We start from the raw sequence: 12,428 nt of genomic DNA, 5'->3' as shown, positions 1-12,428 counted from the left end.
TCGCATACCGACGTGAAAACAAGAAAAGGCCAAAGCATCAAAAACACCGACAAAAACAATCAGATCAGCAATTCAAGCGTGTGATACAGCCGCCTGCGCTCGGGATTCGCCGAACCCTCACCCGCGTGAATCGCCTCCTTGAGGCATTCCAGAAAGCAGTCGGCCGCGGCGGAGAGCGGCACGCCGCGCCGTGCGACCACACTCACCACCGTACGGTCCACTTCTTCCTGAAGCGCGAGGGCGCGCAGGTTTTCGCGCGCGATGCGCGTTTCCACGAGCGGCCAGGGGAAGATGCTCACCATGTCCGTATTCATGATGAGTCCCATCGCCACCACGAACGAATGCGCGAGATGCACGTTCTGCGGCAGCGGCAGGCCGTGGCGGCGGAACACATCGTCGGCGATCATCTCCTTGCTTGCCGGATCCCAGTTGAGCAACCATTCGCAGTCCTGAAGCTCCTTGAGCGTATGCGCCTGGGAGCGCGGATGACCCTTGCGCACGACCACGGCCGACTCCGTAGCGAAGATCGGCGTTTGCGTGAATTCAGCATGCAACGAGGCAGGGCCTGGCTTGCCTAGCGAGAAGTCCAGCGAGCCGTCGCGCAGCCGCGGCATCACGATATTGAGCAGTCCTTCGTAGAACTCCAGCTGCATGCCGGGCATGCGCTCGCGGAACAGCGTGACGGCGTCGGGCAGGAACGACAGCGCGAGCCACGGCGTCACGCCGATCGCGAGTTTGCCGCCGCCGCGCCCGCGCCGCGCGTCGAGTTCGTCCTGGGCGCGCGACATCTGGTGCACGACGAGCCGCGCATGCACGAGCAGCGCCTGACCGGCTTCCGTGAAGGCGATGCCGTTGGCGTTACGCGTGACGAGCGCGATTTGCTGCTCGGCTTCGAGTTCGCGCACCGCTTTCGTCGCGGCCGCCGGCGAGATGCCGAGCTGTCGCGCGGCGGCCCGAATGCTGCCGGTGTCGGCCATGGCGACGAGCGCGCGGAACTGGTGGAACTTCATAAGGGATTACCCGAGTGCGCACTTCCGGTTGGCGGGGCAACCATTTTAGGGCTGTCGGTGCAATTGCGACGTCATTATTCTCGAGCGAATTCACACTGTCCGTTGAGGGAATTCGTATGAACACGATGGCTATCCCGGCTGCGATCGCCGCGATCGAAGAGGAGATGATCGCGCTGCGCCACGAGATCCACGCGCATCCGGAACTGGGCTTCGAAGAGTTCGTCACGAGCGACCTCGTCGCACAGCGCCTCACCGGGTGGGGCTACGAGGTGCACCGCGGTCTCGGCGGCACGGGCGTCGTGGGCACGCTCAAGGTGGGCGACGGCAAGCAGCGCCTCGGCCTGCGCGCCGACATGGACGCGCTGCCTATTCACGAGAACACCGGCCTCGAGTACGCGAGCCGCATTCCCGGCACGATGCACGCGTGCGGCCACGACGGACACACCGCCATGCTGCTCGCGGCGGCCAAGCATCTCGCGCAATCGCGCAATTTCAATGGCACGCTGCACCTCATTTTCCAGCCCGCCGAAGAAGGACTGGGCGGTGCGAAGCGCATGCTCGACGAGGGCCTGTTCGAGCGATTTCCCTGCGACGCCGTGTTCGCCATGCACAACATGCCCGGTTTCCCCACCGGCAAGCTCGGCTTCCGCGCAGGGCCGTTCATGGCTTCGTCGGACACGGTGATCATCGACATCGACGGGCGCGGCGGTCATGGCGCGATGCCGCATAAGGCGATCGACCCGGTGGTGGTGTGCGCCAACGTCGTGCTCGCGCTGCAGACGATCGTGTCGCGTAACGTGCCGCCGCTCGACATGGCGATCGTGACCGTGGGCGCGATTCACTCGGGCGACGCCCCTAACGTGATTCCGCAAACCGCGCAAATGCGGCTTTCGGTGCGCGCACTGCGCCCTGAAGTGCGCGATTTGCTGCAGGCGCGCATCACCGCGCTCGTCCACGCGCAGGCGAGCGCCTATGGCGCGACGGCGCGCATCGACTACCAGCGCCGCTATCCGGTGCTCGTGAACGACGAGGCAATGACCGCGTTCGCGCAAGATGTCGCGCGCGACTGGCTCGGCGAGGAAGGGCTGATTCACGACATGGAGCCGCTCACGGGCAGCGAGGACTTCTCGTTCCTGCTCGAGCGCCGCCCGGGCAGCTACCTCGTCATCGGCAACGGCGATGGGGAAGGCGGCTGCATGGTGCACAACCCCGGCTACGACTTCAACGACGACTGTCTCGCCACGGGCGCCACATACTGGGTGCGGCTCGCCGAGCGCTTCCTGCGCGGCTGAAGCCGGCCGCCGCGGACACTCAAGACACGAGACACAGGAGGAGCACCCACGATGAACGCCACCCCGCTTCAGGCGCCAGCGGCCGCACCGGCGGCCACGCGCGGCTCGCGAGCAAAGGCCATTTTCGCGATCACGCTCGGCAATGGGCTCGAGTTCTTCGACTTCACGGTCTACAGCTTCTTTGCCTCCATCATCGGCTCGCTTTACTTTCCGGTGCATGGCTCGCTGAACCAGTTGATGCTGGCCGTGGGCAGCTTCGGCGTGGGCTTTGTCGCGCGGCCCATCGGCGGCATCGTGATCGGTGCGTTCGCCGACCGCGTGGGCCGCAAGGCCGCCATGACGCTCACGCTGTGGCTCATGGCGCTCGGCTCCGCGCTCATTGCGTTCGCGCCCACCTATCAGCAGATCGGACTCGCGGCGCCTGCGCTGATCCTGTTCGCGCGTCTCGTGCAAGGCTTCGCGCTGGGCGGCGAAGTGGGCGCCTCCACGTCGCTCCTGCTCGAATACGCCGACGACCGCTCGCGCGGTTTCTACGGCAGCTGGCAGTTCGTGAGCCAGGGGCTCAACATGGTGCTCGGCTCGCTCATCGGCGTGGCGCTCTCCACCACGCTCTCGCAGGCCGCGCTCGAAAGCTGGGGCTGGCGTGTGCCGTTCGTGATCGGCATGCTGGTCGTGCCGGTGGGCGTGTACATTCGCCGCCATCTCGACGAAACGCTCGCGCACCCTGTCGACGCGGAAGACACCCGGCCCGTGGCCGATATGGCGCGCCCGCTGCGCGAGATTTTCGGGCGCCATCGCACGGCGCTCGTGGCCGGCGTCGTCACGACGATCGGCGGCACGGCGGCCAACTATATCGTGCTGTTTTATATGTCGACGTATGCGATCAAGATCCTCGGCCTGCCGATGTCGGTCGGCATGAGCGCGGCGCTGGTCGCGGCGCTCGTCACGGCCGTATGCTCGCCGTTTGCCGGCATGCTGTCCGACCGCGTGGGCCGCAAGTGGGTGATGGGTGTCTCGCGCGTGATGCTCATCGCGGTGATCTATCCCGCGTTCATGGTCATTCATGCCGTGCCGACCATCGCGACGGTGCTCGCCGTCGTGGCCGTGCTGGGCGCGCTCGTCGCGTTCACGGCGGTCCCCAATATCGTCATGCTGCCTGAGCTCTTCCCTCAGTCGATTCGCGTGACGGGGATGTCCGTGGTGTATTGCGTGGGCGTGTCGATCTTCGGCGGCTTTGCGCAATTCTTCGCAACGTGGCTCATCAAGCTGCTCGACAACCCTCTCGCGCCCGCCTGGTATCTGATCGGCTGCGGGGCGGTGTCGATGCTCGCGCTGCCGCTGATTCGCGAGCCGGCGGGCCGCCCGCTCGATTGAGAACCCGCAGTGCCAGCCGTTCTATGCGGGCCGTCAGCGGGGGCGTCGCAGGGCGAGAGGTCTTGCCTCACACCCGTTTCCAAGGCGTACGCGAAGGTCAGAACGGGATTTTTCGCCCATAGACCTTCGTGTTTTCGGTCCAGCAGCCGACCTTCCGCGGCGGTATGGTCGCGGGCGGCGTGCATCAAGCCGGAGCGGTGCGGCAGTGATGCGGCGGGGAATCCGGCGCGGGCGCGCAAGTTGGCTTCAGGGCGTTTCCGCTTCGAGCCAGCGCAGCGATTGCGGCGCGGGCTTCGTGGCCTTCGCGGTTGGCTGGCTCTTTTGAGCCGGCTTTGCAGCCTTCTGCAACTGGAGGGAGCGTCCGGTGCTGAGGGTCGAACCATGGCCGCCGGTTTGAGCAAGCGCGGCGGAACTCGCTGACACTAACGCGAATAGCGCGGCGGCGAGCACGAGGGTGGGGTAGCGAGTCATCTGCATTCTCCCGCATGGACGAGCGGCCGGCATAGGGGGACGGGCCGGCGCTGAAAGCGGCAGTATGTTCGGATGATCGTGGCCGCGCATCCATCATTTGATGGAGAAACGAACGGCGTGCGCGTGCGCGGTGAACTCGCGGTGAGGCTGCTATCGAACTGGGCCTTATTCGGCCGGGCGGCGGTCGGCGAGCGCTCGTTCGCAGTCCTTGAGCACTTGCAGAACGAGCTTGGCCTGGTAATTCAAATCGTCGGTATCGAGAATTTCTTCGACGGCGTCTCGCGCCCAGACCGCGTCGACGAACCATGCGTGCTGCTGCGCGATGTCCTGCGCCATGGCGGCGAGCCGCGCGATCGCGAGCCAGTCGGCTTCGCGCGCGTGACGGTCGAGCCACTTGTGCGCCGCCTGAACGTGGAAGGCCGCGTTGGGCCAGGACTCGTTGAGATAGTAGGCTCCGAGGCTCCCGCAGGTGAGCCAGCAGAGCAGTTCCACGCGGTCGCGCGGACTCAGATGGTGGCGTACATCACTCATGGCGACGCTCGCGAAAGTAACAGAGTTCGATTGACGGGTGCATGCAGGCATTCGAATCCGATGACAAAACGATATCACGCCTTGTGGAAAATCGCCTGCCCGCCCGGGCGCTGCCGCACGGATGTTACGTGAATAGCGTCGCCTGGCGGCGGGCGGTATGCAAACCAGGAGTGACACCAGGAACTGGCACGCTGCTATGCGTCGTGCAACGACTCCAGCCTGCGGAAGTATGCCTTGAGCGACAAAGGGGCTAAATGTATGGTAGATGTAATGCAAGTGAAACCAGAAAGAAATTTCATGAGCGCGCCGCGGACTACCTAAAATGCAAAAGCGCGAAGCACTTTCGCGCGTACGCACGCAGACTCTCGCGAACTGAAGATCACTGCATTCAGGAGACTGAAGATGACGATTCGTCTTGGAGAAGATGCACCGGATTTCACTGCGGAGACCACTGAAGGCAAGATTCGTTTTCACGAATGGATCGGCGATCACTGGGCCATCCTGTTCTCGCATCCGAAAGATTTCACGCCCGTCTGCACGACCGAACTCGGCTATATGGCCAAGCTCAAGCCGGAATTCGACAAGCGCAATACGAAGATCATCGGCTTGAGCATCGACCCGGTGAGCGACCACGAGAAGTGGGCGAAGGACATCGAGGAAACGCAGGGCAGCGCCGTCAACTATCCGATGATTGGCGACCCGGACCTGCACGTCGCGAAGCTCTACGACATGATCCATCCGAACGCGAGCGGCGCGAGCCCGCGCTCGGCCGCCGACAACGCCACGGTGCGCTCGGTGTTCCTGATCGGGCCGGACAAGAAGGTGAAGGCGATGCTCGTCTACCCGATGAGTTCCGGCCGCAACTTCGACGAGGTGCTGCGCCTGCTCGATTCGCTGCAACTGACCGCGAAGCACACGGTGGCGACGCCGGTGAACTGGAAGCCCGGCGACGACGTAATCATCCCGACTTCGGTTTCCGACGACGCGGCGAAGCAAAAGTACCCACAGGGCTTCAAGACACTCAAGCCGTATCTGCGCACGGTCGCGCAACCGAAGTAGGGTTGGGGCGCGATGCTGGGCGCCAGAAATAAAAAACGCGGCGCGTTGGCAGTGCGCCGCGGCTCACGGGCCGGGAGGCTTGCGCCTCACGCAGCCCGGACAGGGGAACCTGATCCGGTCAGTTCGAAGGCGCGGGCCGCCATTTCAGGAGGCGCTGCTCGACTGCGGTGAGCAGATAGTCGGCGGCGAGCGCGACCACGGCGAGCACGATCATTGCCGCAAACACGCCGCTCGCGTTGAACGCGCCCTGGGCCGTCGAGATCAGCAGACCGATGCCTTGCTTCGAGCCGAGGAATTCGCCGACCACGGCACCGACCAGCGCGAAGCCGAAGCTCACGTGCAGGCTCGCGAGAATCCAGCTGAGCGCCGAGGGAATCACGACCGAGGTCGTCACCTGGCGGCGCGACGCGCCGAGAATCTGCGCGTTGGCGATCATGTAGCGGTCGGCCTCGCGCACACCCTGGAAGGCATTGGCGAACACCACGAAGAACACCATCACGACCGCGAGCGCGACCTTCGACGCCATGCCGAGCCCGAGCGCGATCACGAACACCGAGCCGAGCACCACGCGCGGAATCGAGTTGGCGATCTTGATATAGAGGCTGAACACGTCGGAGAGCAGCTTGTTGCGGCCGAGCACGATGCCGCAGAACACGCCGGCGACCGAGCCGATGATGAAGCCGAGGCCCGTTTCTTCGAGCGTGACCCAGACCTGCGTGAGCAGCGGCCCTTGCGAGGTGCCGTTCACGAACCAGTCGACGATCTGATCGAAGATCGCGGTGGGCATCGAGAAGAAGAACGGATCGATCCATTTGAGGCGCGCGGCGATTTCCCAGCCGCCCAGCACCACGACGAGCACGAGAATGCGCAGCGCGACGACGAGCGCCTGGCGCTGACGAATGCGCTTTTGCGCGGCTCGCTCGACAGCGTCGAGCGAGGCGGAATCGAGGCCTTGCGGCAGCGTTTGTTGCGGGGTGGACATGATTCGACAGCTCCGGAAGTTAGGCGATCTGCACTTCTTCGCGCAGGTCGTGCCAGATCTGGCGCGACAGCTCGACGAAATGCGGCGCGTAGCGGATCTCGGATGTCACGCGCGGGCGCGGCAGATCGATCTCGTAGACCTTCTTGAGCGTGGCCGGCCGTGCGGTGAGCACGAACACGCGGTCAGCGAGCGCAATGGCTTCTTCGAGATCGTGCGTGACGAACACCACCGACCCCGTGCCGCCCCAAAGCTGCAGCAGCTCGTCTTGCATCAGCGTGCGCGTTTGCATGTCGAGCGCCGAGAACGGCTCGTCCATCAGCAGGATTTCGGGCTTGTTGATGAAGGTCTGCGCAAGCGCCACGCGCTTTCTCATGCCGCCGGAAAGCTGATGCGGATAGTGCTTGCCGAAATTGGCGAGTCCCACGCGGCGCATCCATTCGTTGGCTTCGTCGTAGGCCGCCGACTTCGAGCGCCCGCGATAGAGCGGCCCCGCCGCCACGTTGTCGAGCACCGAGCGCCACGGGAACACGGCGTCGGCCTGGAACACGAAGCCGATGCGCGGATCGATGCCGTTCACGGGCGCGCCCATCACGCGCACTTCGCCCGTGGTCGGCTTGAGCAACCCCGTGATCATGCTGAGCGTGGTGGACTTGCCGCAGCCCGTAGGCCCGACGATGGCGACGAACTCGCCGCGCGCAACCGACATGCTGAAGTCGCGCAGCGCGACGGTCGCCTTGCCGTCGGGCGAGATGAAGCGGCAGGACACATTGCGCAGCTCGATGGCCGGCGTGCCTTGGGAAAGAGAAGAAGTCATGGTTTCGGTGGGCTGAACGTGGGGCCTTCTGCTTGCCTCGGCGCTTACTTCGACGCCGTGGCCGTCGCGGCCGGCAGATAGTCGTTCGAGTACGTCTTCGCGAGGTCGATGTGCTTGCCCTTCACCGAAGGATTGAACGCCGCGAGCACCTTGAGCACCGTATCCGGGCCGTCCGCGGGCATGCGGCCGTCCTTCGTGAACATCGGCAGCGAGTTCTTCAGCGCGGCCACGTAGAGTTCCTTGTTGCTGCCGTAGTAGTCCTTCGGCATTTTCGAGGCGATTTCGTCGGCGCTATGCGTGGCGATGAAGTTGAGCGTGCGCGAGAATGCATGCGCGAGCTTCGTCGCATCGTCCTTGTGCGATTGCGCCCAGGCGCGCTGCACGTAGAAGCTCGAGGCGGGGTACGTGCCGCCGAGCGCCGCGCGCGTGCCTTCGAGCGTGCGCATGTCGACGAGCACCTTGGCGTCGCCGGTTTGCAGCAGGCGCGAGACCGTGGGCTCCGTGGTCATGCCCGCATCGATGCGGTTCTGCTTGATCGCGGCGATGAAGGTGTTGTCCGCGCCCACCGGCAGCAGCGTGTACTGAGTGGCGGGCACGCCCGCGCGCTGTGCGAGGTACTGCGTGAGGAAGCTCGTGGAGGAGCCGAGGCCCGTCACGCCGAGCGTCTTGCCCTTCACGTCGGCCATGCTCTTCAGCGTGCCGGCCGCAGCGTTCGAGACCATTTCGACCTCGCCCGGCACCTGGCCGAACACCACGAGGGTTTGCACTTCCTTGCCCTTGCTCTGCAGGTCGATGGTGTGGTCGTAGAAGCCCACCACGCCTTGCACCGCGCCCGCGAGCAGTTCGTTCTCGGCGTCCACGCCGGCCGGCTGCGACTGGATCTCGACGTCGAGGCCTTCGTCCTTGAAGTAGCCGAGCTGCTCGGTCAGCTTGGCGGGCAGATAGATGATCTTGGTGGCGCCGCCGACCATGATCGTGATCTTTTCCGCGTGGGCAGCCGTGGAGCCGGCGGCAAGGGCGAACGCGACGCTCGATACGGCGGCGATCTGGCGCAGGGTAGGCATCGTGGAGTCTCCTTTTGCTGGGGCGCCGCGCGTCAAGGGCGGCGCTTTCTGATGGATGAAGTCGATTATAAAAACTGTAAGCCTTCTGCCAGCCTTCCAGGCCCACACGAAAACGTCCGTGTTAACCCGCAGGGCGGCGACCCGCCCGCAACGGCACAATCGATTCCCCCGAAACCTTCGCCGCCTTGCCTGCACCGCCCATGAAGTTGCTGCTGATCGAAGACAATCCCACGCTGGCGCACTGGCTCGTCAGGACGCTGGAGGCGCAGGCGTTCGCCTTCGACGCCGTCCAGGACGGCGAGGCCGCCGACCAGCTGCTGCGGTCCAATCACTACGACGTGGTGCTGCTCGACCTCAATCTGCCGAAGCTCTCGGGCAAGAACGTGCTGAGGCGGCTGCGCCAGCGCGGCGACCCGACGCCCGTGATGGTGCTCACGGCAAGCGGCTCGATCGACGAAAAGGTGGAGCTGCTCGGTGCGGGCGCCGATGACTACCTCGTCAAGCCTTTCGAGGTGCGCGAACTCGTGGCGCGCATCAAGGTGCTGATTCGCCGGCAGACGCCCGCGCGCGCGAACGAAATCGGCTGCGGCGATCTCGTTTTCGACATCAACACGCGCCAGTTCGCGTTGAAGGGCGCGCCGCTGAACGTGACGCCGCGCGAGCGCACGGTGCTCGAAACGCTGATTCTGCGGCTCGGCCAGACGGTTTCGAAGGCCGCGCTCGTCGATGCGATCTTCACGCTCGCCGACGAGCCCAGCGAGGACGCCATCGAAATCTACGTCTCCCGGCTGCGCAAGAAGCTCGAAGGCAGTTCGGCCGTGATCGTCACGCTGCGCGGCCTCGGCTATCTGCTGCGCAGGAAGGACGAGGCGCTATGACGACGAACGCGTGCCGCCATGACCGGTAGCCTGCGCATCCGGCTCCTGTGGTGGATGCTCGTGCCGCTCGCGCTCTACGTGAGCTTCACGGCGACCTCCGAGTATCGCGCCGCCCGCCAGACCGCCGATCTCGTGCAGGACGGGGGGCTGCTTTCGTCCGCGCGCATGATCGCGGGTTCGGTGCAATGGGCGGACGGCGCGCTGCGCGCCGACGTGCCGCCCGCGGCGCTCGAACTCTTCGCCTCGCCGCAGCAGGACCAGGTGTTCTACAACGTACGCGTGGAGGGCGGCTCGCTGCTGGCCGGCATGCCCGACTTTCCGCATGCGGCCTCGGCGCCCGCCGTCGATGCGCCCGTGTGGTACGACGCGGCGCTGCGCGATCAGGCCGTGCGTGCGGTGAGCGTGGTGCGCTCCATGTACGACAACGGCCACATCTCGCGCGTGCGCGTTTCGGTGGGCAAGACCGAGCGCTCGCGCGACGCGATGGTCGAGGCCTTGTGGCGTCCCCAGCTGCTGCGCCAGATCGGCATGGTCATGCTGGCCGTGGCGCTCGCCTGCATCGGCCTCACGTTCGAGCTGCGCCCGCTCATGAAGCTCAAGAACGACGTGGCCGACCGCGATCCTTCGCACCTCGAACCGGTTCGCGCGGAAGGGCTGCATACCGAGCTGCGGCCCGTTGTCGATGCGATCAATCAATGCATCGCACGCCTCTCCGCGCAGACGGCGGCGCAGCGCCGCTTCATCGCCGATGCGGCGCACCAGTTGCGCACGCCGCTCACGCTGCTCGGCACGCAACTGCAATACGCGCGCCAGCAAAAGGCCGTGGATCCCGCGCTCGACGAGGTGCTGGCGGCCATGCACCAGAGCAACCGCTCGATGGTCGCGCTCACGAACCAGTTGCTGCTGCTCGCGCAGGCCGAGGCGCTCGACCCCGCCCAGTTGCCGGCCGCACCCGTCGACGTAGCGCAGCTCGCGCGCGAAGTGGTGGAAGCGCTCGCGCTGCTCGCGCAGACGCGCGGCATCGATCTCGGCGCGGAGTTGCCGGACGAGCCCGGGCAGGCGGTGGTGGCGGGGCATCGCGAGCTGTTGCGCGCGATGGTCAGCAATCTCGTCGACAATGCGCTGCGCTATACGCCCGCAGGCGGGCATGTGACGGTGTCGGTGCAGGCGAGCGGCGAGACGGTCGCCCTCGAAGTGCTCGACGACGGCCGCGGCATTCCCGCGGAAGCGCGCGCACGCGTGTTCGAGCGTTTTTTCCGCGCCGCGGCCGAGACGGAAGGCACCGGCCTTGGGCTTGCGATCGTGCGGGAGATCGCGCAGTCGCATCGCGGCGCGGTGAGCCTGAGTCCGGGCGTGGACGGGCGGGGTGTGCGCGCGCGCGTGGTGCTCGTGCGCTGGCAGGCTGCGCTCGCCGCCGAGCCCGTATAACAGCAGACGCGGGGCCCGCGGCGGTGCGATGCCGTGCCGGACTGCCTCGCCGATCGCGCGCGGCCGCGCTTTAAGGGGCGGTACAATGTGGGCCGCCGCAGCTCCGGGCCGAACCGGGCGGCCCTTGTTCCGGCGACCTCCCGTTCATTCGAAGATCGAGACCATGCAAAAGAAGACGGTCCGCAGTGCCCCTCTGCCCGCCTATGAACAGATCAAGCGCCACGTGCTTGCGCAGATCGAAAGCGGCGACCTGCGGCCCGGCGACGTGGTGCCGTCCGAAACGGAACTCGTGAAGGAGTTCGGCGTTGCGCGCATGACGGTGTCGCGCGCGCTGCGCGAGCTGATGGCCGAGGGCGTGCTGAACCGCGTGCGTGGATCGGGCACTTACGTGGCGCCGCGCCAGTACGAATCGACGGTGCTCCAGATCCGCAATATCGCCGACGAAATCGCGGCGCGCGGCCATCGCCATTCGGCGCGCGTGCTGGCGCTCGAGTCGAGCGACGATCCGACTGCGATCGCCGAACTCGAGCTGGACGCCGGGCCGGTGTTCCACTCGCGCATCGTGCACAGCGAAGAAGGCGAGCCGATCCAGTACGAAGACCGCTACGTGAATCCCGAGGTGTTCCCCGATTACCTGGCTCAGGACTTCACGGTCGAAACGCCGAATCACTATATGGTGCGCCTCGCGCCGATCCAGCGTGCCGAGTTCCGCATCTACGCACAGAAGCCCGACGCGCGCGTGCGCCAATATCTGGAAATGGAGATCGGCGAGCCGTGCCTGCTGTTGCTGCGCCGCACGTGGGTGGGACCTCACGTGGCGACGGCCGTGCGCCTGTGGCATCCGGCTTCGCGCTTTCATCTGGCGGGCACGGTTTGACGCGGCACGGGCCGCTCTTTTTCCGACTTCTCGTTCGCCCGCAGTCCCCCCGCCGCTGAAGCGCGTTTGCCATTCGGATGCAAGCGCGCAGTCGTTCCCTACCTCTATCTCTCCAGAGCCCGCCTTTTTGGTAGGGCGGGCGTCGCCCCGTCGCGCCGGACGCGTTGTGGGGCATCGTGCTGTTTGCCGAGGTCTTGTCTAGTCATGGCGCTGCGCGGCGCGCGTGCCGGTTCCTCGTTCCGGATCGTCGAACGCTGGCAAATACGCCAGGGTAACTACCTACCCTGGTTTTATTGAAACGAGTTGTATATACAACTTGACGGCGTTAGACTTAATCCACGTTGCAGCGCTCATTGCCTTCTACGTTGAAGGCGTCGCACAGGCGGAGCGCCGTCCATCAGCCTGCTATCCAGACCCGAACGAACGCCATGAACCACCCGAACTTCACCGACCCCCGCCTCGATCCAACCCGCACGATCCGCGCGCCGCGCGGCGCGGAGAAGGTCTGCAAGACCTGGCTCGCGGAAGCCGCCTACCGGATGATCCAGAACAATCTGGACCCCGAGGTCGCCGAGCATCCGCATGCGCTCGTGGTCTACGGCGGCATTGGCCGCGCCGCGCGCAACTGGGAGTGTTTCGACCAGATCC

At 65.5% G+C, this 12,428-nt stretch carries 12 protein-coding genes and 1 pseudogene; 7 read left to right on the top strand and 6 right to left on the bottom strand.

What is annotated here, in order from left to right; all coding sequences use genetic code 11:
• Positions 1-59: 59 nt before the first annotated feature.
• Complete coding sequence (locus VSR34_RS13535) at positions 60-1,010, bottom strand: LysR substrate-binding domain-containing protein (protein ID WP_028231971.1); 951 nt, start codon at positions 1,008-1,010, stop codon at positions 60-62.
• 116 nt (positions 1,011-1,126) lie between these two features.
• Between VSR34_RS13535 and VSR34_RS13530 the strand changes: the two genes are divergently transcribed.
• A complete protein-coding gene (locus VSR34_RS13530) occupies positions 1,127-2,302 on the top strand; it encodes a M20 aminoacylase family protein (RefSeq protein ID WP_028231972.1) in 1,176 nt (391 codons plus the stop codon).
• Between the two features lie 51 nt (positions 2,303-2,353).
• Positions 2,354-3,676 (top strand): MFS transporter, encoded by a 1,323-nt coding sequence (locus VSR34_RS13525; protein ID WP_028214683.1) that lies wholly within the window; start codon positions 2,354-2,356, stop codon positions 3,674-3,676.
• A gap of 246 nt (positions 3,677-3,922) precedes the next feature.
• Here the strand turns inward: VSR34_RS13525 and VSR34_RS13520 are convergent, their stop codons facing one another.
• On the bottom strand, positions 3,923-4,147 hold the full coding sequence (locus tag VSR34_RS13520; RefSeq protein ID WP_028231974.1) for a hypothetical protein: 225 nt from the start codon (positions 4,145-4,147) through the stop codon (positions 3,923-3,925).
• Between the two features lie 165 nt (positions 4,148-4,312).
• Positions 4,313-4,678, bottom strand: coding sequence for a hypothetical protein (locus VSR34_RS13515; RefSeq protein ID WP_028214685.1), 366 nt, complete (start codon positions 4,676-4,678; stop codon positions 4,313-4,315).
• A 402-nt stretch (positions 4,679-5,080) separates the two neighbouring features.
• On the opposite strand from VSR34_RS13515, the gene VSR34_RS13510 reads away from it, so the two are divergent.
• Positions 5,081-5,737 (top strand): peroxiredoxin, encoded by a 657-nt coding sequence (locus VSR34_RS13510; protein ID WP_028214686.1) that lies wholly within the window; start codon positions 5,081-5,083, stop codon positions 5,735-5,737.
• Positions 5,738-5,855: 118 nt separating this feature from the next.
• On the opposite strand, the gene VSR34_RS13505 is transcribed toward VSR34_RS13510, so the two are convergent.
• From VSR34_RS13505 to VSR34_RS13495, 3 genes are read right to left on the bottom strand one after another with little or no spacing between them, the layout of a single operon-like run.
• Positions 5,856-6,719, bottom strand: a complete 864-nt coding sequence (locus VSR34_RS13505; RefSeq protein ID WP_036021030.1) for an ABC transporter permease — start codon at positions 6,717-6,719, stop codon at positions 5,856-5,858.
• A 19-nt stretch (positions 6,720-6,738) separates the two neighbouring features.
• The gene (locus VSR34_RS13500) at positions 6,739-7,533 is read right to left on the bottom strand and encodes an ABC transporter ATP-binding protein (RefSeq protein WP_342962695.1); all 795 of its coding nucleotides are present in this window, start codon (positions 7,531-7,533) and stop codon (positions 6,739-6,741) included.
• Between the two features lie 44 nt (positions 7,534-7,577).
• Positions 7,578-8,597 carry an ABC transporter substrate-binding protein gene (locus tag VSR34_RS13495; protein WP_028214689.1) on the bottom strand — a complete coding sequence of 340 codons (1,020 nt, stop codon included), beginning with the start codon at positions 8,595-8,597 and terminating at the stop codon, positions 7,578-7,580.
• A 200-nt stretch (positions 8,598-8,797) separates the two neighbouring features.
• Here VSR34_RS13495 and VSR34_RS13490 point away from each other — a divergent pair, with 200 nt between their 5' ends.
• From VSR34_RS13490 to VSR34_RS13475, 4 genes and pseudogenes are all read left to right on the top strand, one after another.
• Entirely contained in the window at positions 8,798-9,475 is a 678-nt protein-coding gene (locus VSR34_RS13490; protein ID WP_028214690.1) for a response regulator, read from the top strand.
• Between the two features lie 18 nt (positions 9,476-9,493).
• A complete protein-coding gene (locus tag VSR34_RS13485) occupies positions 9,494-10,903 on the top strand; it encodes a sensor histidine kinase (protein ID WP_342962694.1) in 1,410 nt (469 codons plus the stop codon).
• A gap of 163 nt (positions 10,904-11,066) precedes the next feature.
• Positions 11,067-11,780, top strand: coding sequence for a histidine utilization repressor (hutC, locus tag VSR34_RS13480; RefSeq protein ID WP_028214692.1), 714 nt, complete (start codon positions 11,067-11,069; stop codon positions 11,778-11,780).
• 428 nt (positions 11,781-12,208) lie between these two features.
• Positions 12,209-12,428, top strand: a pseudogene (locus tag VSR34_RS13475) (urocanate hydratase); the annotation flags it as partial.

The organism is Paraburkholderia sp. JHI2823 (assembly GCF_038900695.1).
Taxonomy (GTDB): domain Bacteria; phylum Pseudomonadota; class Gammaproteobacteria; order Burkholderiales; family Burkholderiaceae; genus Paraburkholderia; species Paraburkholderia mimosarum.
Note: the sequence above shows the minus strand (reverse complement) of the source record. Positions and strands in the feature narration are given on the sequence as shown.

What these genes read in the sequence shown, in the direction of transcription:
- VSR34_RS13535 (WP_028231971.1), bottom strand. Translation starts at nt 1,010, where the DNA reads ATGAAGTTCCACCAGTTCCGCGCGCTCGTCGCCATGGCCGACACCGGC.
- VSR34_RS13530 (WP_028231972.1), top strand. Translation starts at nt 1,127, where the DNA reads ATGAACACGATGGCTATCCCGGCTGCGATCGCCGCGATCGAAGAGGAG.
- VSR34_RS13525 (WP_028214683.1), top strand. Translation starts at nt 2,354, where the DNA reads ATGAACGCCACCCCGCTTCAGGCGCCAGCGGCCGCACCGGCGGCCACG.
- VSR34_RS13520 (WP_028231974.1), bottom strand. Translation starts at nt 4,147, where the DNA reads ATGACTCGCTACCCCACCCTCGTGCTCGCCGCCGCGCTATTCGCGTTA.
- VSR34_RS13515 (WP_028214685.1), bottom strand. Translation starts at nt 4,678, where the DNA reads ATGAGTGATGTACGCCACCATCTGAGTCCGCGCGACCGCGTGGAACTG.
- VSR34_RS13510 (WP_028214686.1), top strand. Translation starts at nt 5,081, where the DNA reads ATGACGATTCGTCTTGGAGAAGATGCACCGGATTTCACTGCGGAGACC.
- VSR34_RS13505 (WP_036021030.1), bottom strand. Translation starts at nt 6,719, where the DNA reads ATGTCCACCCCGCAACAAACGCTGCCGCAAGGCCTCGATTCCGCCTCG.
- VSR34_RS13500 (WP_342962695.1), bottom strand. Translation starts at nt 7,533, where the DNA reads ATGACTTCTTCTCTTTCCCAAGGCACGCCGGCCATCGAGCTGCGCAAT.
- VSR34_RS13495 (WP_028214689.1), bottom strand. Translation starts at nt 8,597, where the DNA reads ATGCCTACCCTGCGCCAGATCGCCGCCGTATCGAGCGTCGCGTTCGCC.
- VSR34_RS13490 (WP_028214690.1), top strand. Translation starts at nt 8,798, where the DNA reads ATGAAGTTGCTGCTGATCGAAGACAATCCCACGCTGGCGCACTGGCTC.
- VSR34_RS13485 (WP_342962694.1), top strand. Translation starts at nt 9,494, where the DNA reads ATGACCGGTAGCCTGCGCATCCGGCTCCTGTGGTGGATGCTCGTGCCG.
- hutC (WP_028214692.1), top strand. Translation starts at nt 11,067, where the DNA reads ATGCAAAAGAAGACGGTCCGCAGTGCCCCTCTGCCCGCCTATGAACAG.